This is a genomic window from Nocardia pseudobrasiliensis NBRC 108224, from assembly GCF_001613105.1.
Classification (GTDB): Bacteria; Actinomycetota; Actinomycetes; order Mycobacteriales; family Mycobacteriaceae; genus Nocardia; species Nocardia pseudobrasiliensis.
The window spans coordinates 472,210-491,755 of record NZ_BDBS01000005.1 but is presented as its reverse complement, the minus strand read 5'-3'; the positions used below and the strand labels follow the sequence as shown (position 1 = coordinate 491,755).

21 protein-coding genes are annotated in these 19,546 nt (G+C 66.5%); 9 read left to right on the top strand and 12 right to left on the bottom strand.

Going from position 1 to position 19,546, the window contains the following annotated elements:
* Positions 1–423 precede the first annotated feature (423 nt).
* Positions 424–1,623 (bottom strand): DUF885 domain-containing protein, encoded by a 1,200-nt coding sequence (locus NP4_RS09165; protein WP_067994767.1) that lies wholly within the window; start codon positions 1,621–1,623, stop codon positions 424–426.
* A gap of 140 nt (positions 1,624–1,763) precedes the next feature.
* On the opposite strand from NP4_RS09165, the gene coaA reads away from it, so the two are divergent.
* Entirely contained in the window at positions 1,764–2,696 is a 933-nt protein-coding gene (gene coaA, locus NP4_RS09160; RefSeq protein WP_067994764.1) for a type I pantothenate kinase, read from the top strand.
* Position 2,697: 1 nt separating this feature from the next.
* Here the strand turns inward: coaA and NP4_RS09155 are convergent, their stop codons facing one another.
* Positions 2,698–3,288, bottom strand: a complete 591-nt coding sequence (locus NP4_RS09155; protein ID WP_067994761.1) for a hypothetical protein — start codon at positions 3,286–3,288, stop codon at positions 2,698–2,700.
* A gap of 36 nt (positions 3,289–3,324) precedes the next feature.
* The gene (locus NP4_RS09150; protein ID WP_082875683.1) at positions 3,325–4,104 is read right to left on the bottom strand and encodes an isoprenyl transferase; all 780 of its coding nucleotides are present in this window, start codon (positions 4,102–4,104) and stop codon (positions 3,325–3,327) included.
* Between the two features lie 170 nt (positions 4,105–4,274).
* On the opposite strand from NP4_RS09150, the gene trhA reads away from it, so the two are divergent.
* Entirely contained in the window at positions 4,275–4,898 is a 624-nt protein-coding gene (trhA, locus tag NP4_RS09145) for a PAQR family membrane homeostasis protein TrhA (protein WP_067994944.1), read from the top strand.
* Between the two features lie 21 nt (positions 4,899–4,919).
* Positions 4,920–6,428: an adenylate/guanylate cyclase domain-containing protein gene (locus NP4_RS09140; protein ID WP_067994757.1), complete on the top strand. Its 1,509-nt coding sequence runs from the start codon at positions 4,920–4,922 to the stop codon at positions 6,426–6,428.
* On the opposite strand, the gene NP4_RS09135 is transcribed toward NP4_RS09140, so the two are convergent.
* From NP4_RS09135 to NP4_RS09115, 5 genes are all read right to left on the bottom strand, one after another.
* Complete coding sequence (locus tag NP4_RS09135; RefSeq protein WP_373863816.1) at positions 6,412–7,008, bottom strand: LGFP repeat-containing protein; 597 nt, start codon at positions 7,006–7,008, stop codon at positions 6,412–6,414. The two genes, NP4_RS09140 and NP4_RS09135, sit on opposite strands and share 17 nt — an antisense overlap.
* A gap of 479 nt (positions 7,009–7,487) precedes the next feature.
* Complete coding sequence (locus NP4_RS09130; protein WP_245997842.1) at positions 7,488–9,518, bottom strand: thioredoxin domain-containing protein; 2,031 nt, start codon at positions 9,516–9,518, stop codon at positions 7,488–7,490.
* Positions 9,519–9,597: 79 nt separating this feature from the next.
* A complete protein-coding gene (locus NP4_RS09125) occupies positions 9,598–10,830 on the bottom strand; it encodes a fatty acid desaturase family protein (RefSeq protein ID WP_067994748.1) in 1,233 nt (410 codons plus the stop codon).
* Between the two features lie 58 nt (positions 10,831–10,888).
* The gene (locus tag NP4_RS09120; RefSeq protein ID WP_067994745.1) at positions 10,889–11,131 is read right to left on the bottom strand and encodes a hypothetical protein; all 243 of its coding nucleotides are present in this window, start codon (positions 11,129–11,131) and stop codon (positions 10,889–10,891) included.
* Positions 11,132–11,239: 108 nt separating this feature from the next.
* Positions 11,240–11,977 (bottom strand): TetR/AcrR family transcriptional regulator C-terminal domain-containing protein, encoded by a 738-nt coding sequence (locus tag NP4_RS09115; RefSeq protein ID WP_067994941.1) that lies wholly within the window; start codon positions 11,975–11,977, stop codon positions 11,240–11,242.
* Between the two features lie 93 nt (positions 11,978–12,070).
* Here NP4_RS09115 and NP4_RS09110 point away from each other — a divergent pair, with 93 nt between their 5' ends.
* On the top strand, positions 12,071–12,499 hold the full coding sequence (locus NP4_RS09110; protein ID WP_067994742.1) for a DUF5994 family protein: 429 nt from the start codon (positions 12,071–12,073) through the stop codon (positions 12,497–12,499).
* A gap of 10 nt (positions 12,500–12,509) precedes the next feature.
* Here the strand turns inward: NP4_RS09110 and NP4_RS09105 are convergent, their stop codons facing one another.
* Entirely contained in the window at positions 12,510–13,007 is a 498-nt protein-coding gene (locus NP4_RS09105) for a pyridoxamine 5'-phosphate oxidase family protein (protein ID WP_082875682.1), read from the bottom strand.
* Positions 13,008–13,101: 94 nt separating this feature from the next.
* Here NP4_RS09105 and NP4_RS09100 point away from each other — a divergent pair, with 94 nt between their 5' ends.
* Both NP4_RS09100 and NP4_RS40795 read left to right on the top strand, forming a co-directional pair.
* Positions 13,102–13,413 (top strand): hypothetical protein, encoded by a 312-nt coding sequence (locus NP4_RS09100; RefSeq protein WP_147287942.1) that lies wholly within the window; start codon positions 13,102–13,104, stop codon positions 13,411–13,413.
* A gap of 23 nt (positions 13,414–13,436) precedes the next feature.
* Complete coding sequence (locus NP4_RS40795) at positions 13,437–13,652, top strand: hypothetical protein (RefSeq protein ID WP_147287941.1); 216 nt, start codon at positions 13,437–13,439, stop codon at positions 13,650–13,652.
* 194 nt (positions 13,653–13,846) lie between these two features.
* Here NP4_RS40795 and NP4_RS09090 read toward each other — a convergent pair whose 3' ends face one another.
* The 3 genes from NP4_RS09090 to NP4_RS09080 all read right to left on the bottom strand — a co-directional run bounded on the left by NP4_RS09090 (position 13,847) and on the right by NP4_RS09080 (position 16,022).
* A complete protein-coding gene (locus NP4_RS09090) occupies positions 13,847–14,611 on the bottom strand; it encodes a GAF and ANTAR domain-containing protein (protein ID WP_067994935.1) in 765 nt (254 codons plus the stop codon).
* 52 nt (positions 14,612–14,663) lie between these two features.
* Positions 14,664–15,443 carry an ANTAR domain-containing protein gene (locus tag NP4_RS09085; RefSeq protein ID WP_147287940.1) on the bottom strand — a complete coding sequence of 260 codons (780 nt, stop codon included), beginning with the start codon at positions 15,441–15,443 and terminating at the stop codon, positions 14,664–14,666.
* Positions 15,444–15,632: 189 nt separating this feature from the next.
* On the bottom strand, positions 15,633–16,022 hold the full coding sequence (locus tag NP4_RS09080; RefSeq protein ID WP_067994729.1) for a hypothetical protein: 390 nt from the start codon (positions 16,020–16,022) through the stop codon (positions 15,633–15,635).
* Between the two features lie 601 nt (positions 16,023–16,623).
* Here NP4_RS09080 and NP4_RS40790 point away from each other — a divergent pair.
* The 3 genes from NP4_RS40790 (at position 16,624) to NP4_RS09070 (ending at position 19,454) form a co-directional block, all read left to right on the top strand.
* On the top strand, positions 16,624–16,779 hold the full coding sequence (locus tag NP4_RS40790) for a hypothetical protein (RefSeq protein WP_156524896.1): 156 nt from the start codon (positions 16,624–16,626) through the stop codon (positions 16,777–16,779).
* 422 nt (positions 16,780–17,201) lie between these two features.
* Positions 17,202–18,377, top strand: coding sequence for a family 2 encapsulin nanocompartment cargo protein terpene cyclase (locus NP4_RS09075; protein WP_067994726.1), 1,176 nt, complete (start codon positions 17,202–17,204; stop codon positions 18,375–18,377).
* Between the two features lie 6 nt (positions 18,378–18,383).
* Entirely contained in the window at positions 18,384–19,454 is a 1,071-nt protein-coding gene (locus NP4_RS09070) for a polyprenyl synthetase family protein (RefSeq protein ID WP_067994723.1), read from the top strand.
* The last annotated feature ends 92 nt before the right edge of the window (positions 19,455–19,546 follow it).

Sequence of the window (19,546 nt, the reverse complement as noted above, 5' to 3'; positions counted from 1 at the left end):
ATCGAGTTCGGCTAGCGACTGGGAGTTGACGGAGGCAGCGGTCGTCTGGGTCACGCAGTCAGTCTAAGCGGCGCCGAATCCGTCCTCGCAGAGGTGGCGGTCCCGCCCGGTTCGGCGGTGAGGCTATGAGACGAATGATCGAAAAGTGATGCAAAAGGATCGAATCGGACATATCGGATTCTGCAAGATGACTGCGGCCGCGAGGCGGCCACTTCCCACTCGAATCCGAAAGGTACGAAATGTTTCAGTTCATCGCCGTTCCGAACAACCCCCTCGAGGGCATGCTGCGCGTGCTGTCGCAGCTGATGTGTTCGATCTCCGCCGGTGGACAGGGCTGCATGACCATCCAGTAGTTCGCGTCGACAGTTGTGCCCGACGCGGGGATTGGGCACAACGGCCGGTGGTCGGCTGCCACCTGCCGCGCTAGGCCATCGCGCGGATCGCGCCCGGGGTGAGCGGTTCGTCGAGCAGTCGCCGGAAACGATCGGCGCGGTCCTCGGCGTCGGCGGCCCGATCCAGCCAGTCGCCGAGCAGGCGATAACCCTCGACATAGGTGCTGATGTAGGCCCGCCACAGCGGCGAGGACAGAAAACGCAGCGACTGCCGGGCCCGCTCGGGGGTGTACAGACCCCAGCGCCGCAGGAATTCGGCGGCCTCGTCGGCATCGCGGCCGCGATCGTGCAGTAGCAGCGCCGCGTCCTGGCGCACGCTCAGCAGCTTTCCGGAGGCGCGCGAAAACCGTTCCGCCCGTTCGCCGTCGAAGCGCAGCCCCAGATCCGCGTAGATCTCCTGCGCCCACCGGCCCCACCGCGGGCCCACGATCGACCGCAGCGCCAGATCCGCCAGGCCCTCGGCCATCAGGCACTGCGGGGTGTTGACCAGAAACAGGGTTTGCTCGTCATGTCCGGTCGCGATCAGTCCGGCCTCCTTGCGGCAGTGCTCGGTGTGATGGCCCGGATAGGACTCGTGCGCTATGAGCGCGGGCAGGTGGGCCATATGTTGTTTGAGGTCGGCGTTGATCGCCACCCGGGACCGGTGGTCGCCCAGGTAGTAGTTGAAGCCCGACCACGGCTTGTCGCCGACGACCTCGTAGTCCACCCGTTCGTGCTCGGGTAGCGGATAGCGGTCGCGCACCAGTTCGCGCAGCGCGCCGGAGAACGCGGCCACACAGTCGCGCAACCGGTCCGGCGGAATCTCGTCGGCCCGGCGATGTTCGACCATCCGATCCGACAGCGATCCGTCGCCGGGTAGCACCTCCTCGAGCTGGCGATGCGCCTCGCGGTAGTCCTCGATCTCGCCCGGGGCGATCTCGACGTCGAAATAGGCCCGCACCTCGTCGATGAACGCGATCCGCTCACCGGCGAACTTACGTCCCGAACATTCCAGCGCGCGCAGTTGCCCATCGAGGAATTCCGCGCGCTGTTCCGGCAGCTCCGCCTCGGGCAGCCGACGGCGCAGATCCGCTGCCCGCGTGGCCAATTCACGCGGCCGCGGGGCGGGCGCGGATTCGACCGCACGGCGCAGCACCGGATCGCCGGTATAGGCGTCGACGAAGCCCGGTTCGAGACGATCGAATGCCAGACCCAGCCGCAGATATTCGGTGACGAGCGGATGCGCTTGCATGCCCCCGACCTTAGAGGGATGCGCAATGCGACATATCTCACGCATTGTTACCCGTGAGTAATCACACCCGGCGTACACCGGCCCCTTGCCCGCGAGGAGAATTCGCCTATGCGTGGACCGTCGGCCGTGGGGTGTGCACAGTGGCACGGATGAGCGAACCGAGTCCCTATGTGGAATTCGATCGGAAGCAGTGGCGCACTCTGCGGAAATCGACTCCGCTGGTTCTCACCGAGGAAGAACTGATCGGGCTGCGCGGCCTGGGCGAGCAGATCGATCTGGAAGAGGTCGCCGAGGTTTATCTGCCGCTGGCCCGGCTCATCCATCTGCAGGTGGCCGCCCGCCAGCGCCTGTTCGCCGCCACCGCAACCTTTCTCGGCGAAACGCATCCGGATCACCAGGTGCCGTTCGTCATCGGCATCGCGGGCAGCGTGGCGGTCGGCAAATCCACCACCGCGCGCGTGCTACAGGCCCTGCTCGCGCGCTGGGACCACCACCCCCGCGTCGACCTGGTCACCACCGACGGGTTCCTCTATCCCACCGCCGAACTGACCCGCCGCGGCATCATGCACCGCAAGGGTTTCCCGGAGAGCTACGACCGGCGCAAACTGCTGCGCTTCGTCACCGAGGTGAAATCGGGAGCGCCCGAGGTGTGCGCCCCGGTGTATTCGCATATCCGCTACGACATCGTGCCGGGCGAGTTCCATTGCGTGCGCCAGCCCGACATCCTGATCATGGAGGGCCTGAACGTCCTGCAGACCGGCCCGCGGCTGATGGTCTCGGATCTGTTCGATTTCTCCATCTACGTCGACGCCCGCATCGAGGACATCGAGCAGTGGTACGTGAATCGTTTTCTCACGCTGCGCGAAACGGCCTTCGCGGATCCGAATTCGCACTTCCACCACTATTCGAAGTTCAACGATCGGGAGGCCACGGTGGCCGCCCGCGAGATCTGGAACTCCACCAACCGGCCCAATCTCGTGGAGAACATCCTGCCCACCCGGCCGCGCGCGACCCTGGTGTTACGCAAGGACGCCGATCACAGCATCAACCGGCTTCGCCTGCGCAAGTTGTGATTCAGAGCTTCCAGGCGGCGTCGAGGCGAGCGGCCACATCGATGTCGCGGGCCGCGGCGATATGCGGTTTGCGAATCTCGCGGGCGATATATCTGGCGACGAATCGGCGGATCTCGTGGTCGACGCCCGCGACGATGCGCACCAATTGTCCGCGCTTGGTATCGGTGTCGACATTGATGCGCACATCGCCGGATCGCGGTTCGGCGATATCGATGATCACCCGCAGCGGTTCGGCCGTGCGCACGGTCAGATGGACCCTGACATAGCCGTCGACCTCGTAGCGATGCCGGTCCACGGCCAGATCGAGCGTCAGATCCACCTGCAGCGGGATGCGCAGCTCGAATTCGATGTACTGGCCGACCTCCCGGGTCAGCGTCGGCTCCCCCAGCTGCACCTGGGCCGACACCTTGGCCAATTTACCGGGCCCGGCCCCGATCGGCCCGAAATCGAAGGCGGCGCCGGTCAATTGACCGAAGGCGCCGGAGATGCGGTCGGCCGAGGCGGCGTATTCCAGAAAGCGCCGCCCGAACTCCTCGTAGCTGACATACGACGGCGGCTGGTCCCCCGGATCGTCGGCCACGCTCTCGGTCATATGACCGACGGTACGTGAACCCGACGCTCGATACCGCTAGATCCCGTAGCGGCGATGGCGCGCCGCGTAATCGCGCAGCGCGCGCAGGAAGTCCACCCGCCGGAACTCCGGCCAGTACGCCTCGGTGAACCAGATCTCGGAGTACGCGCTCTGCCACAGCAGAAAACCCGACAGCCGTTGCTCGCCGGAGGTGCGGATGACCAGGTCCGGATCCGGCTGGCCCGAGGTGTAGAGATGCTGTCCGATCGCGCTGACGGTGATCGACTGCACCAGATCCTCGCCGGTCTCCCCCGCGGCCATCTCCTGGCGGACCAGCGAGCGCACCGCGTCGGCGATCTCCTGCCGCCCGCCGTAACCGATCGCGACATTGACGTGAGTGCCGTTGCGGCCCTGGGTTTCGTCGGCGGCCTTCTGTAGTCGCCGGGCCACCTCGCCGGGCAGGCCGTCGAGTGTGCCGACGATGCGCACACTCCAGTTCTTCTCCGGCGCGGACAGTTCCTCCACGACGTCGGTGATCACCTCGAACAGCGTTTCCAGCTCGTCGGGGGCGCGGTTGAGGTTCTCGGTGGACAGCAGATAGACCGTCACCATCTCGATGTTCTCACCGTGACACCAGTCGACCAGCTCGGCGATCTTCAGGGCGCCGACCCGATGCCCGTGGGCCACGTCTGTGAACCCGTTCTCCCGAGCCCAGCGGCGATTACCGTCGCACACCACCGCCACGTGGCGCGGATGTTGTTTGCCGGCCAGCTGTTTCGACAGCCGTGCTTCGTAGATGCGATACGGCAGGCTACGCGCCCGACTAGCAATCTCCACGGCGGTCCACCCTACGCCTAGCGGTGGCGCACCGGCGGGACAGTGCCGTCGCCGCTAACCTACGGTACCGTAGGTTGCTCAGGAGGTAGGTCGTGTCGGAGTCGACGGGTCCCGTGCAGGCAGTGCTGGGCGCGCTGGAAGAGGTCGCGAGCATTCCGCTCAAACCGCGGATGCGGGGGTGGATTCACACCTATGCGGTCGCGGTGGCCGCGGTGGCGGTCGCGGCGCTGGTCGGCGCGGCATCGATGGTCTCGGCCACCGCGGCGGTTTCGACGCTGGTGTACGGGCTGACCGTCTGTGGCGTCTTCGGCGTCAGCGCCACCTATCATCGGGTGAACTGGGCGAGCGAGCGCACGCGCGTACATATGAAGCGCGCCGACCATTCCATGATCTTCCTGTTCATCGCGGGCAGCTACACGCCCTTCGCACTGCTCGGCCTGCCCGGGCGCACCGGCATCGCACTGCTGAGCGTGGTGTGGGCGGGCGCATTGGCCGGGGTGGCGCTGAAACTGCTGTGGCCGACCGCGCCTCGCTGGGTCGGCGTGCCGCTGTATCTGCTGCTGGGCTGGGCGATCGTGCCGGTCGCGGCGCCCATGACGCACAACGTCGGCGTAACGCCCATGGTGCTGCTGCTGATCGGCGGCATCGCCTACAGCGCGGGCGCGATCCTCTACGCCACCAAATGGCCCAATCCCTGGCCGAGCACCTTCGGACATCACGAATTCTTCCACGCGGCAACGGTTGTCGCGGCCCTGTGCCACTACATCGCGGTGTGGCTGGTCGTGCTCCTGTAGTACACGTTCTATGCTGCGGCCATGATCGCGCGGCTGATCCTGTGGGCGCTGCGGGCGCCGTGGGGGCTGTCCGCGGTGGTACTGGGCTGCAATCTGGGCGGACTCGGCGTCATCGTCACCGAACTGTGGTTGAGCGGATTCCTCGGCCGGCTCGGACCGGACTGGGTCACCGCCTTCGCCCAGGCCGCGATCTATCCGGCCCTCGGCGCGCTGTTCGGCGCGGTATTGGCCGTGCGGGATCGGTTCCGCTACTTCGGCTGGCTCGATCAGGGCCGCAGGCCCAGCGACGCCGAGGCGCGGCGGCTGCTGAACGTGCCGATCGCGATCACCGCCCGGGTGCTGGCCGTATGGCTGCCCGGCGTCGCGATCGTCTCGGCCATCTTCGGACATGTGGTGCCGCCCCGGGCGACCGCGGTGATCGCGGCGATGTTCACGCTCGGCGCGCTGGAATCGGCGGGCTTCACCTTCCTGGTGGTGGATCGGCTGATCCGGCCCGCGATTCCGATCGTCGCGGTGGTGCTGGGCGGGACCATGCACTGGAGTTCCACGGTGCTCAATCGGCTGGTCGTCTCGTGGGCGGTGGCCGGGGCGATGCCGCTGCTCATGCTGATCACCGTGCTCGCCGATCCGGCCGCCGAACCCGAGGACCGGATTCGGACCGCCCTCTACATGTCGCTGGTCGGCCTGCTGATCGGCGCGCTCACCATGGCCACGCTGGCCCGGGCGGTGGCCGCGCCGCTGCGCGCGCTGCGTCGTGCGCTGGATCGGATCGCGCGCGGCGATCTGGATGCCCGGGTGCCCGTCGGCAGCGCCAGCGAGATCGGGCGGCTGGAACATTCGGTGAACGAGATGGCGGCCAATCTGGCCGAGCGGGAACGGATGCGCGAGGTGTTCGGTCGCCATGTGGGCACCGAGGTGGCCGCGCGGGCGCTGTCGGGTTCGGTCGATCTGACCGGCGATGTGCGGGTGGTGACCGCGCTGTTCGTCGATGTCGTCGGATCGGTGGAGCTGTCCACCGAACTCGCGCCGCGCGAATTCGTCGCCAAGCTCAATCGCCTTCTCGCCACGGTGGTTTCGGCGACCGAGGACAACGGCGGACTGGTCAACAAGTTCGAGGGCGATGCGGCGCTGTGCATCTTCGGCGCACCGATCGCCCTAGGCGACAACGCGACTCCCGCGCTACGGGCGGCCCGCCGGATTCGCGACGAGGTGGCCGCGCTGGGTGAGCTCGATATCGGCATCGGGGTCGCGCGCGGACTGGTCTTCGCCGGGGACGTCGGCAGCGACACCCGCCTGGAGTACACGGTGATCGGCGATGCGGTCAACGAGGCGTCCCGGCTCACCGCCGAGGCGAAACACGTGTCGCGCCGAATTCTGGTGAGCCGAGCGGTAATCGATGCCGCCACCCCGGACGAGCGTGCGAAATGGACGCACTACGAGACGATTCAGCTGCGCGGACGCAAGGAGCCGACCTCGTGCTGGACCGATCTGGCCGCGGTGGACGCCGAAATCCCTACGGATGCCAGGTGATTCGACCGCCCTGGAAGTCCTGCGCCTTGCCGCCCTGGTAGTCGTATTCATCGCTGGTCGGATAGCCGTAGCGGCCCGATTCGGCGACATTGCTGACCCAGATGTCACGGATCGAACCCCACACCGCGTGCGCGCCGGTGCGCTGGGACCAGTAGACCGAACCGCCGTCGAACAGGTTGTAGCGGCCGTCGCCCTTGCGGGCCTTCTGCTCGTCGGTGATCGGGAAGCCGAGCGGGCTGTTCTCCCAGCCGAGGGCCGCCCACTTGTCGCGGATGAGGCCGCCGACCGCGTGCGCGTCGGTGCCCACCGACCAGTAGATCGAGGTGTTGCGCTCGAATACCTGGAAGCGGCCGCCGCGCGCCGCGTCCGATTCGGGGCCGATCGGATTGCCGAAGGTGGCGAGGCCACCCGCCCGGTCGTACTCCGCCTCGATGGCGCCGCCCACATCGAAGGCCCCGATCGGCCGTGCGGCAGCCACGCCGGTTGTGATCGATGCCACCGCCGCCGCGGCGGCGACCGTCGCCATCGCGGCACGCCCGGACAGCGAAAGTGAACGGTTCTTACGTCGTGGCAATCTCACGCGATCTCCCTGCGGATGCGGTCGGCGTCGATTTCGGGTTGCTCTCGGCGAGGCAATCCTGCCGTCCGGAAATCCCGCCGGCAAGCAACCGCGCTGCACCAACGGCAATCTCATGCCGGATTGCTATCGACCAAGATCAGCACGCCCGCCGTCCGACCGAGCCCGGCAATCGGGCAAACCGCCCGCGGGGCGCCGCGTCCATATTCACGGACAGATCACACAGCGGCCACCAGCGACCCGCAATCGACAGCGCGCGAAAGTCCGGCACACCACCCGCCGCGGGACAAGCAGATCACCCGCGGCACGTACTTCACGGCCGCAGCAACGAGCGAACCCCGCACGCGGCACACACCTCACGGACACAACAACGAACGAACCACACACGCGACACACCTCACCGACACAGCAACAAACGAACCCGGCACGCGGCACACACCTCACCGACACAGCAAGGAGCAGACCACACCGACAGCACGCGACTACGCGCGCAGCAGCCCCGTGCGCAACTGCTCGACCGTGGTGACGGGTAGATCGCAGACCGAGCCGTGGCAGACGTACGCGGCGGATTTTCCACCGGCGGGCGGTCGATCAGCCAGCAGCGGCTGGGAATCCCGCCTCCCCGACACCACAACCGAACCGCCCGGGGCGGCCTGGCGAGCCGCGGCGAGAAGCGTTGCGGCCCACTCATCCTCGCCGGATATCGCCACCTGGATCGGCCCGCGCAGCGCGGCCTCGGCCACCGCCAGCCAGTGCCCGGCCGAACGCGGCGCGCGGGCCAGCAGGATCGCGCCGCGTTCGAGGGTTCGGTCGGCGAGGTCGCGATAGTAGATCGCCCGCTCGGCGTCGACCAGGGCCGCGGCGGTCAGCAAGGCCTCGGCCAGGACAGAGGTTCCGGCCGGGGTCGCGCCGTCCATGGGATCGCGCGGGCGGGCGACCAGGGTTTCGGCATCGTCGGCGGTATCGAACCAGCTGCCCGGGGCGTCGGGGTCGGCGAAATGCGTGACGGCGGAATCCAGTACGCGCTGGGCCGGGGTGAGCCAATCGCCCTCGGCGGTCTGATGCAGCGCCAACAGACCCAGCGTCAGCCAGGCGTAATCCTCCAGCACCCCGGCGGCGGTCCCCGCGACGCCACCAAGGGAGGCGCGGCAGACGCGTCCGTCGCGCACATGCGTATCGAGCAGGAAGCGGGCGCAGCGCGCGGCCGCATCGATCCAGTCGGTGCGCTGCTGTGCCGCACCGGCTTCGGCCAGCGCGACGACGGCCATACCGTTCCAGGCGGTGACCACTTTGTCGTCACGCTCGGGCTGTGGGCGACCGTCCCGCTCGGCACGCAGGGCGTCCCGAATCCGTTCCAGGCGCGGGAGATCCGCCGCGGCGGGCTCGGTGTAGCGGGTCAGCACCGAGGTGCCGTGCTCGAAGGTGCCCGCGGTGGTGACACCGAAAAACTCTGCCGCCCAAGCCCCGTCGATCGCCCCGACGACACCGTTCAGCTCGGCCGGGGTCCACACATAGGTCGCGCCCTCCACACCCGGCGCACCCGGTTCGATATGGGTGTCGGCATCCAGCGCGGAGGCGAAGCCGCCCTGTTCGGTCCCCAGATCATCGATCAGGAACTGCGCGGTCTCCCGAGTGATCCGCTGCGCCGAACCGTCCGCCCCGCGCCGCGCCAGATGCGCGTACACCCGCAGCAGTTGCGCATTGTCGTAGAGCATCTTCTCGAAATGCGGTACCACCCACGCGGCATCGACCGAATACCGCGCGAATCCACCCCGCAGTTGGTCGTAGATACCACCGCGCGCCATCGCCTCGGCGGTGAACGAAACCACCTGCAGCACACCCTCGTCCCCCGTGCGCTCGTATCCGCGCAGCAGCCCCTCCAGCAGTGCCGACGGCGGAAACTTCGGCGCGCCACCGAATCCACCGTGCTGCGGATCGACATCCTTCAGAACGGTACCCACCGCATGATCGAGCAATTCCGCCCCGATCCCCATCCGCGCGTCCGGCAGCCCCCCGGCCTGCTCCCGCATAGCCTCGGCCACCTGCGTCGCGGCGGTATCGACCTCCCCGCGCCGATTACGCCAGGTGTCGGTCACCGCGGTCAGCAATTGCGTGAACGACGGCATCCCGTGCCGCGGCGTCTTCGGATAATAGGTCCCGCAATAGAACGGCTCCCCCGCCGGCGTGAGAAAACACGTCATCGGCCACCCACCCTGCCCGGTCATCGCCACGGTGGCATTCATGTACACCGCATCGATATCGGGCCGCTCCTCCCGGTCCACCTTCACACACACGAAGTTCTCGTTCATCACCGCCGCGGTGGCTTCGTCCTCGAACGATTCGTGCGCCATGACATGACACCAGTGGCAGCTCGCGTACCCGATCGACAGCAGAACCGGCACGTCTCGCGCCGCCGCCTCTGCCAATGCCGCGGCATCCCACTGTCGCCATTCGACCGGATTGCCGGCATGCTGACGCAGATAAGGCGATGTCGCACTGCTCAATTCGTTCACGCTCACCCACCTCCTCGTTTCGCCACGAACTGTGCGGCGGGGTTGTCCGAACAGCAAGAGTAGTTGCGCTCGACCGGGTTCACGACCGCGAGGGCCGCTCCGCTACGGCCGACATCGACCGCAGCGCCGAGCGCAGCCCGGGTCGTCCTGGTGAGCGGTCCGGATCGACCGGGCCGATCGCGGCGGGAGCGAGGAACTTTCGTTCCGAGGCCGTCTCGGGGGCGTCGTCGGCGGTGGCGATCAGGAAGCGATCCGGCAGTGCGAGCTTGTGGACGGTGCGCATCACCAGAAGGTATTGGCGCAGCAGCGAACCGCTCGTGTAGGGCAGGTCGTATTTGTCGCACAACGCTCGCACCCGTATGGCAATCTCGGCGTATCGGTTGCTGGGCAGATCGGGGAACAGGTGATGCTCTATCTGATAGCACAGATTACCGCTCAGGAAGGCAAGTACGGGTCCGGCCTCGAAATTCGCGGTGCCGAGCATCTGCCGCAGATACCACTCGGACTTGGTCTCGTCCCCGATCACCGCCGCGGTGAATTTCTCGGCGCCGTCGGGGAAATGACCGCAGAAGATCACCACATAAGCCCAGATGTTGCGCATCGCGTTGGCCGTGAGATTCGCGGTCAGCGCACGGCGCCAACGGCGGCCGCTCAACGCCGGGAACAGCACGTAATCCTTGCCGGTTTGCCTGGCGATCTTTTTGAGCAACGCCCGGGCCTGCGTGGACTTCTCCGCTGCGGTCGCGGCAGCGGCACGTTCGGCGTCCAGGCCGTGCAGGGCGATACCCCATTCGAAACCCGTGGCCAGCAACAGGTTCTGCAATGGCTGTAACAGCATGTACGGCCGCCACCGCTGGTCGCGGGTAACCCGCATCACTCCGAAACCGATGTCATCGTCCATCCCGAGCACATTGGTGAACATGTGATGGCGATAGTTGTGCGAGTACCGCCACTGCGACGACAGACCCGCCATATCCCATTCCCATGTGGTGGAATGGATTTCTGGATCGTTCATCCAATCCCACTGACCGTGGCCCACATTGTGGCCGATCTCCATGTTCTCGATACTCTTGGCGGTCGCCAGCGCCATGGTTCCCAGCAGCCATCCGAACCGTTTGCGGCTCAACGCGATCGTCAGCCGAGCGGTGACGTCCAGAGCGCGCTGGAACGCGATCGCGCGACGGATGTAATTCGCATCCCGCGCTCCGCGTCGAGCCTCGATGTCCCGGCGGATCTCGTCGAGTTCACGTCCGAGAGCCTCTATATCGGTCGCACCCAGATGCGCGTAGACGGCGACGTCGGTAATTGCCATGGTTCATTTCCTCGACTTCCTGTGAGCGGGTCGCCCGCGCGTACGTCGAGGATTCGGCTCAACGCCCGATGACACTCCTGAGCTTCTGCGCGGCCCGCCCCAGCGCGCCGCGTTCCTGGTGGTCACGCCCGTCCGCGGGACCGCGGTGACCACCGTCGTGAGATCGCTTCTCGAGACTCGATTTCGCCGTATTGACCCACTGCGTGAATTTGTTCTCGGTGGTCATCGAACCGATCCCGTCCCCGGAGCCGCCTTCGGCCGCGGCCGGATCGGCCGACCGTTCGACGATTGCGCCGGTCATTACCCCAGCCTAGACCTCGTTACAGCGTATGTCTACAACGTAGATTTACATCGTAGAGGACCCTGATACCGGCGGCACCGGCTATGGGCGGTGGGCCATGAGGTGCGATCACCGGTGGTGACGCTCGCCGGCGGACAGGTTCGCGGCCAGACCGGTCAGCAGAATGTCCAGGCCGCGTTCGAGTTCGGCGGCGCCATCGTAGGCGTTGAGCACCGGCGCCAGTCCACGCAGCAGCGGGAACTCGCCGATCGGCAGCCGGTACAGTCCGAGCCGCAACAGGTCGTCGGTTTCCTCGGGATTTTCGACGATCTCCTGCAGTTCGGTGAGTATGTGCCCGAACATGAAGCCGAAGAACGCCCGATAGACATGCAACGCATCGGCGCCGGAGAACCCGGCGCGGGTCAGCAGCGCCAGCATATCCTCCAGCGGCCGCAGTACAGCCGGGGAACGCAGGCCCAGAGGCGTCGCCAACGGCCGGGTCACCAGCAGCGGCACCACCTTCGGATGCGCCAGCGCCAGCTGACGGAAATTCCTTGCTACCGCCCGCAATTGGGCTATCCAGTCCGGGTCGGCGGCCTCGACCGACAGTTGCGCGTACACGACCTCGGCCACGCCGTCGAGCACCGCGGCTTTGTTCGGTAGATGCCGGTAGATCACCATCGGATCCCGCCCCACCGCGTCGGCGAGCCGGCGCATCGACAACCCGTCGATGCCCTCGCGATCGACTATCTCGAGCGCGGCGCGAAGCACTGCGTCCCGCGTCACCGGACTGCGGCCGCGATCATCGGCCGAGCGATGGCCGGTCCCGGTCGGGGCGGATTTGCGGTTGGTCGGGTGTTCGGCCATCACGGGACGGGCCTCCATTTCTCGACAGCTGTGTCGCGGTAAGTGTAGGCCTACATCGTTGACAAAGTGGTCCGCGAGGCGTGTACTCGGGACATGGCGCCATTACAGCTGCACCTCCGCTCGGCCCGGAATCGTGTTCCGCCCCACCGCACCCCCCGACTGCGGCTGAAGCCGAAGACTGAAAGCCACGGCTACCTCGACGGCGCCTGGTGGCCCCGAACGGGAAAACTCATCGCCGAACTGCCGGATCTACTGGCAGCCTTGACGGTTCGGGTGGGAACCGCGCAGCGCGTTGTCTACGACAGCGCGAGCTGGTCACGCGTTCCCCGGCAGCTGACCATCGGTGACCACGCGGTCCGGCTCGACGCCTATCCGTTCGAACTCGGCAACACGATGTACGTCTACGGCAACATGGGCAACATGATTGTGCTGCGCGTCATCGCGTTTACCACCGCTCCCGACGCCGCGCACTCCGCCCTGCTGACGACGGCCACGGACCCCGCGACCGGCTCTCTCGGGTAGCAGTCGCGAGTCAGAGCCCGTGCGATGCGCCGCCGGTTCCGCCGGGGAGCTGGACGGCGGTGACCAGGTCGGGCCGTATCGCCATCAGACCGGTGTTCGTGCCGGGTAGCCAATGGGCGAGTTCGTCCAGGTAGAGACGGATCCGGGAAACGTCGGTGATTTCTTCGGCAATGCCGAGGAGTACGACGAACCAGCCGCGGTGGGTGCGACGGTCGACGGTGTCGGCTTCGTAGGTGACCACTTTTCGATTGATGGCGCGCACGGCCTCGGGACCCACCGCGACGACGACGGTGTCGTCGACCACGATGTGGTGAACAGGCCGGATAGTGGGCAGTGCGTATCGAGAGAACACGATGCGCCCGAAATCGATTCCGCTCAACAGACGTAGCGCCGCCGCAGTGGTCAGTGGGTCGGCGCCGTCGTTTTCGTGCACTCGATGTCCGTTCGTCAGCCGGTCATTGCGTGGAGCCGCCCGCAATCTTCTTTGGCCCGAGCGCTTTTCGTTCATCCGGTGGGAGTCGGTTCACGTACAGTGTCTGTCATCACCCTCCCGAACCGCGGCATGTGGGTCCGGGCCCATGCAGACGAACCGGAAGTATGCCATGGCCGACGATCCGTTCGCGACTTTCGACACGAACCACGAACAGCCCACGGGGACAGCCGAATTCGCGCTCCACAGCAATCGCCTGATAGAGGAGTTGACCGCTGTCGCCCTGCGGCTGAACAAACTGCAACAGGGTCTCGACCGCGCCGATGACACTCCCGACGATGCGGCAGTAGCGGAAGGGGAGATCTCGACGACGCTCGAGCACCTGGAGACGGTGATCCGCGAAACCGGACTGGCGATGTTGTCGCTGGTGGGCAACTGGTCCACCGACGGCGACGGTGCCGCCCACCGAACGCATCGGCGTTAGCCGGGTTTCGGTAACACGGCCGCTTGCGTATGCCGGGCGAGCAGGAGCATGGCCAGGACGGCGTCGCCGACGAGCATATCCATGTCATCGAGCGTTCCGGCCAACGCGGCACTGGCGGTTCGAGCATCGGCGGCATTGTGGCCGCGGTGGTCGAAAACCACACGCAGCGCACCCAATTGCAGACAAACATCGAACAGGTGCCGCACCAACCTGTCGCTGGCGGCCACGAATTCCCTTGACGCGGGAGTATCTACGAAGGCCACCGGCGCCGGGCGGTCTTCCGGGAGCTGGGGTGCGAAAAGCTGGCTGACGATGAGCTGCTCCGATTCGTCCGTTCCGACATTGCTTCGGTTCGGCTACCGGGGTCTGGAGCAGCCTCGAGGGCTAACCGATTCTACCTCTTCGCGACGGCTGATCCCGCGCGGTGCGAACCTCACCCCTGGCGCGGAGTATGTCCTTTTCGGCCGCGGGGAACATCGAGCAGCACGGTGTCCAGATCGACCGTGCGGTCGACCAGGGCGAAGGCGAGGTCCGCGAGCCGGTTGTTGGTATCGCGGGCGTATCCACGCAGCCGTTGAAATGCGTTGTCCATGTCGAGGTTTCCGCGTTCGGCCAGCATCCCCTTGGCCTGTTCGATGATCAGGCGGCTGTTGAGCGCACGATTGAGCTGCTCGTTCACCGCGAGGGAATCGGCCAGGATACGGGCATGCAGGATTCCGATCGTGGCGAAGTCGGCCAGCGCCTGGGCGAGCTGTAGATCATCGGCGCCGAGCGTGTCGGTGCCGCGGGTGAACAAATTGAGAGCCCCGATGCGCTCGGTGCGCAGGCGCATGGGCAGCGCGCACATCCCGCGAAAACCCAGACGGCGCGCCTGATCGGCGAATTGGCGCCACTGCTGCGCTGCGACATCGAGATCACCGACCAGGACCGGCTGCCCGGTGCGCAGGGCCTGCAGGCAGGGTCCGCTGGAGGATTGGATCTGCAGTAGCTCCAGCAGATGCGTTTCCTCGGAGGTCGACGCCAGCACTTGCAACTCACCCCGCCCGTCGACCAGCAGCAGCCCGGCGGCGTCGGCATCCAGAAGTTCGACGCTGGTGTCGACGAGCTCCTGGGTCAGGTCGACCGGGTCGTAGTCGGCGACCAGGGTATCGACCAGACGCACCAGCGCCGCGGTGAGCACACCCTCTCGGCCTGTCATCTCCATCCACCCTTCTCATCAATTCTAGAACCTCCACCACGGGCTGCGCCGTTCATGTGGGATCGGGCTGGTGGCGTCGGAGTGCGCCGGGTTCGGGGTCGGGCGGGAAACGCAATCGACGGGCGACCACGTCGGCGGCCACGTCGGCAAGGGTGCGCTCGGTGGTGAACGTGTATCCCACCAGCCGCGCATAGGCCGCGGTCACCGTGCAATCCAGTTGCACCGCGATCATGCCGATCGCCTGGTGTATCTCACGCGCCGACGCCGAAGGCTCGCCCCACGGCGCCAGCGCGATACCGTCGCCGTCGGCCCGGACGTCGGATAATGCTGTGAGGTCGGTCAACAGCATCGTGGTGATCACCCCGGCGACTTGCAAGGCCTCGGAGTAGACCACGGCGTCGGAGAGGACGGATTCGACCCCCAGCAGATCGAGGAACCCGAGCCGAAAAGCGCCCAACCGCAAGGGAATCGAACATTCGCTTCCTATGACCCCGACCCGATTCCACTGCGCCAGCAACGGCCATCGGTCACTGTGGGCCTCCTGAGCGAAATCCGCAACCCGAATCGGAGTGCCGAATCTGTGCGCGTCGGGACCGGGCCCCTCCCCGGTCGCCGCCTGCGCGTCGGCAAACCGAGCCGCCGTCTCGCCCACCGCGCCCAGCACTTCCCAGCGACCACCCGGCATCGCCAGCGTGATGGCCGCCTCCGATACCGGCAGGGATCGAACACACGCCTGGCACAGCCGCTGGCCGGATGACGCCCCATTGGATTCGGTCTCGTTCAGCACTGCCAAGAATCGGGTGGTCGCCGCATTACCCATGCTCACCCGCACGCACCGAGTGTGCGATCTCGATCGACCATCGCATACTCCCGTCAGTGGCGTATTCCTCGCTCCACCCCCAGCACATGGTGCCCGTCGAGTTCAAACCGGCTGAAGTGGGACCCAGCTTATGCCGATCTCGGCCGATTCGCCGAGACGCACCGCGGCCGCGCGGCGGGACGACCACCCATGCGCTCCACATCACCCTCCCACCGCGTCGGGGCGGCCCAGCCAGTGCGGCGCTCGGCCCCATTCGCTTCGCTCCCAGCCGCATTCGGTCCGGCGAATCCGGTTCACCCAGGTCGGTCCGGGCGCTGTGTTCAGCAAACCCGTCTCGGAATCCCGTTCGAACATACCGGGAGTCGCCACCAGATAGCACGACTGTCCCGATTCGAGCCGCGGCGGAAGATATCCACAAATCTGGTCGGCGGCCAGGCTCAAATCGGCCGCGACCACCTCCCCTGCGGGCAAAGGCTCGACTCCCCCGCCGTCGACCATCACCGCTACGACAGTCCACTGTTGAGCCCCGTCGCCGGAATCGAACGCATCGATTCCTGCCAGTCCCGCTACCGTGTGCTGCTGTTCATCCATGAGGACTCCCTACGCCGGTTTCGTGTGACCGGCCGCCGGGGTCTGGAGCGGCGAAGCCGAATCCGCGCGCGTCCACTCGGGCGAATTGCGCACGGTAACGCTGTCCGATCTTACGCCACCTGTCGCTATAACGCATCAAAAGCATTGCAGCCGAAGCGAAATCGCATATGCAATTCCGAGGAGAGTACGCCGCCGGTAAGCTTCCACCGCCGATCCAATCTTGTAGACCTACAGCGTTGACATCTGTCCGCGGAGGGCGTGTACTGAAGAGGTCGACAGACCCGAGGGCGCGCCGCCCGCCGGAAGTTCGAAGCCAGCCGCCAAGCCCTGCCCTCCTACACCCACACCACTCCCACCACACCCGGCAACGAGGCCGGGCCGGGAACCGGCGACCGGTCCGCAGGTCGTGCTCGCAACCTGGGCAGTTGTTCGGTCCCACCTCGGCCGGTCGATGACCGGCCGAGGTTCGCTGGGCCGCATCGGCGGATACCGCTTCGAACCGGCCCGCAGCCACGGAACATATCTGAAACTCCGAGCGCGAGCGCGCCACGAGGCGTAACCGTGATCAGTGTGCGCCCACCGAACTGGGTATCTCAGAGTCATGAAGGACACCGCAACACCCCGACCCGCACGGCGACCGTGGTTCGCCGATCTGGAGGAGGCCGAACGGCGCGGCGCACACGGCAGCGCGGGTATCGGCTACTTCGATTGCGACTGCGACATCTGTCGGCATCGCACCCACGATCCGCGCTTCTGATGTCGGTTCGCGGCGCGGAAACGACTGGACGGTTCGTGGCACGATGCGAAGCCCGTTGTCGCACAGCACCGTTCGCGCGCCGGTAGCTGCGCGCCAACGGCGCTCCCCGTTTCCGCCGAGCAACTCCCGCTCGGCACACATCCTTCTGGCGGCGCGTCAAAGTTGCTGCAAATTAACACTTTACGGTGCGTTCGGCCCGAAATACCATTGGTATGGGTTGAAGTGCTGCAGAGCGTCGTCAGAATTTCACAGGTCTCATATCGAAATAGCGAGTACAGGCACCAATATCGATGAAACCGGCTGGTGACCCGGAGTTCCGGTAATTCGATTCAGTTTTCGGCGAAACACTGCTGCAGACACCACGCGGCCGTGCGTCGAGTTGTGCTCGAATCGTCGAACCCACGAGGAAGAACGATCCGCTCATGACCAATGCGACCGAACACCCGTCGAATTCCACCGAGCGCGTGGCCACGCTCTCCGGACCGAAAGGTCTCGGCACGTCGTCCCTTTCCCTACCACGGCCCTCAGCCCCCACACCCGCCGCCCGTTCGGCACGCGACGGCTGCGACGACAGCAGGGCCTTCGCACCGATCATCCGCCTCGGCCGCGCCGAGGCGCCCTGTGTGGAGCGGGAGTGGGGCGACGGTTCGGCCCCGCCGCTGTACTGTCCGCCGCCCAGCCGCATCGACGACGCGCTGGCCACCGAGGTCGACGATCGCCTCGTCACGTGGGCGCTCGGTCTGGGTCTCGACGAGGACGACGCGGAGTTGCTGCGCAGTATCGGCTACGGGCGATTGGTGATGCTCACCCACACCGACTGCGACGACCCCGACCGCCTGCTGCTGGCCGCCCAACTGAATACGGCCTGGTGGATGGCCGATGACCTGTTCGCCGACGATACCGCGCGCGGCGCGCGCGCCGAGGAACTCGGCCCGCGGCTGTCGCTGGTGATGGCGGCCATGGATCCGCTGCCGGAGATGGGCGAGTTCAGTCCACCTCTGAACGACGCCCTGCGCGACCATCTGGTGTTCCGCGCCTTCGAATCCGCTGTCGCACATCTGAATCGGCACGCCACTCCCGATCAGGTGCAGCGCGCCTGCTACGCCACCGCCGCGATGTTCGTATCCTGGAACGCCTACTCCGCGTGGCGGCTGCCCGAACGGGAGGTGCCCGCCTGGGAATACCTCGCGGGCCGCCAGCACGACAGCTTCTACACCTCGATGACCCTCATCGATCCGGTCGCCGGATACCGGCTGCCCGGCGAAATCTTCTACCGGACCCGGGTGCGGCACGCCGCGTTCCGCGCGGGCACCGCCGCGGTCCTGGTCAACGATCTGCTGTCGGTCGCCAAGGACGCCGCCGACGAGAATCCGGTCTGCAATATGGTGCTGCAGGTCGCCGCCGAACGCGGCTGTTCGGTGTCGCGGGCCACGGAAATCGTTGTCGACCTGCACAATCGCGTCGTCCGCGATTTCGAGGCCGAACGCCTGGCGATGCGCACCGAGGGCTCGCCGGAACTCCAGCTGTATCTGCACGGGTTGCGCTCGTGGTTCGCCGGATCGTTCGAATGGCACAACACGAATCCGCGCTACCGGTGACCTCCGATGCACCCACGGACCACCGACGATCCGGCGATAGCCACGGATCTGGTCGCGCTGCGCGAACGGATCGACGCGGTGCTGGAAACCTTTCTCGCCGCCAAGGCCCGCGAGGCCGACAAGGCCCAGCTGCCCTCGGATTATGTGGACGCGCTGCACTCGTTCGTCTTCACCGGCGGTAAACGCACCCGGCCGCTGCTGTGTGCGCTGGGCTGGTTCGCCGCCGGTGGCAGCGAACGGATTCCGAACGCGATCGTGCGGGCGGCGGCCTCGCTGGAGATGTATCACGCCGCGGTGCTGATCCACAACGACATCATCGGCGACACCGTCCTGCGCCACGGCCATCTGCCGCTGCACCGGGCTATGTCGGCTCGCTACGCCGACCGCTCCGATGCCGACGGCTTCGGACGACACGCTGCGGCGCTACTCGGTAATCTCGCGCTGATCTGGTCCGACGAGCTGTTGAGCACGGCCCATCTGACCGCGCGACAGCGGGCCGCGGCGGTGTCGATCGTATCCACGATGCGCGCCGATGTGATCTACGGACAGTTCCTGGACCTGCTGGCCACCGCCCGCTCCGAACTCGCCCTGGACGAGGCCCTGCGCATCATTCGCTATAAGGTGGTCGCCTACACCTGCGAACGGCCGCTGGAACTCGGCGCGAGCCTGGCCGGGGCCCCCGGCGAGACCCGCGAGGCGCTGGCTGTCTACGCCCGGCTGCTCGGGGAGGCGTTCCAGCTCAACCGGGATCTACAGGGCGTACTCGACGATCTGCGCCGCGGGCGGCGCACCGTGGTGATCGGTCTGGCCCTGCAGCGGGCCGATACGCCGCGGCAGCGCGAATTGTGCCGGTTACTGGGCGATCCCACGCTCGACGAGGACGACGCGCAACGCTGCCGGGACATCCTCACGGCCACCGGCGCGCACGCCGAGGTCGAGCGGATGGTCGCACAGCGTCGCGATCAGGCGCTGTCGGCGCTGGACCGGGCGCCGATGCCGACGCCCGCGGTCGCGGCCCTGCGGCTACTGGCCATACGCCTCACCCATGCCCGCGCCGACAGTTCCGCCGCAGTATGACCGATACGTAATCCATTGCCGCACAACGCCGTCGGCTTCAATTTCGCGATAAACCCTCCGTCGAGTAACGAAATTGGTATAGTTCAATTCTC

Excerpts from the sequence above, each read along its gene's own strand:
- NP4_RS09165 (WP_067994767.1), bottom strand. The coding sequence starts at position 1,623 with ATGCAAGCGCATCCGCTCGTCACCGAATATCTGCGGCTGGGTCTGGCA.
- NP4_RS09155 (WP_067994761.1), bottom strand. The coding sequence starts at position 3,288 with ATGACCGAGAGCGTGGCCGACGATCCGGGGGACCAGCCGCCGTCGTAT.
- trhA (WP_067994944.1), top strand. The coding sequence starts at position 4,275 with ATGCGGGGGTGGATTCACACCTATGCGGTCGCGGTGGCCGCGGTGGCG.
- NP4_RS09140 (WP_067994757.1), top strand. The coding sequence starts at position 4,920 with ATGATCGCGCGGCTGATCCTGTGGGCGCTGCGGGCGCCGTGGGGGCTG.
- NP4_RS09125 (WP_067994748.1), bottom strand. The coding sequence starts at position 10,830 with ATGGCAATTACCGACGTCGCCGTCTACGCGCATCTGGGTGCGACCGAT.
- NP4_RS09120 (WP_067994745.1), bottom strand. The coding sequence starts at position 11,131 with ATGACCGGCGCAATCGTCGAACGGTCGGCCGATCCGGCCGCGGCCGAA.
- NP4_RS09115 (WP_067994941.1), bottom strand. The coding sequence starts at position 11,977 with ATGGCCGAACACCCGACCAACCGCAAATCCGCCCCGACCGGGACCGGC.
- NP4_RS09110 (WP_067994742.1), top strand. The coding sequence starts at position 12,071 with ATGGCGCCATTACAGCTGCACCTCCGCTCGGCCCGGAATCGTGTTCCG.
- NP4_RS09105 (WP_082875682.1), bottom strand. The coding sequence starts at position 13,007 with ATGAACGAAAAGCGCTCGGGCCAAAGAAGATTGCGGGCGGCTCCACGC.
- NP4_RS09100 (WP_147287942.1), top strand. The coding sequence starts at position 13,102 with ATGGCCGACGATCCGTTCGCGACTTTCGACACGAACCACGAACAGCCC.
- NP4_RS09090 (WP_067994935.1), bottom strand. The coding sequence starts at position 14,611 with ATGACAGGCCGAGAGGGTGTGCTCACCGCGGCGCTGGTGCGTCTGGTC.
- NP4_RS09080 (WP_067994729.1), bottom strand. The coding sequence starts at position 16,022 with ATGGATGAACAGCAGCACACGGTAGCGGGACTGGCAGGAATCGATGCG.
- NP4_RS40790 (WP_156524896.1), top strand. The coding sequence starts at position 16,624 with ATGAAGGACACCGCAACACCCCGACCCGCACGGCGACCGTGGTTCGCC.
- NP4_RS09075 (WP_067994726.1), top strand. The coding sequence starts at position 17,202 with ATGACCAATGCGACCGAACACCCGTCGAATTCCACCGAGCGCGTGGCC.
- NP4_RS09070 (WP_067994723.1), top strand. The coding sequence starts at position 18,384 with ATGCACCCACGGACCACCGACGATCCGGCGATAGCCACGGATCTGGTC.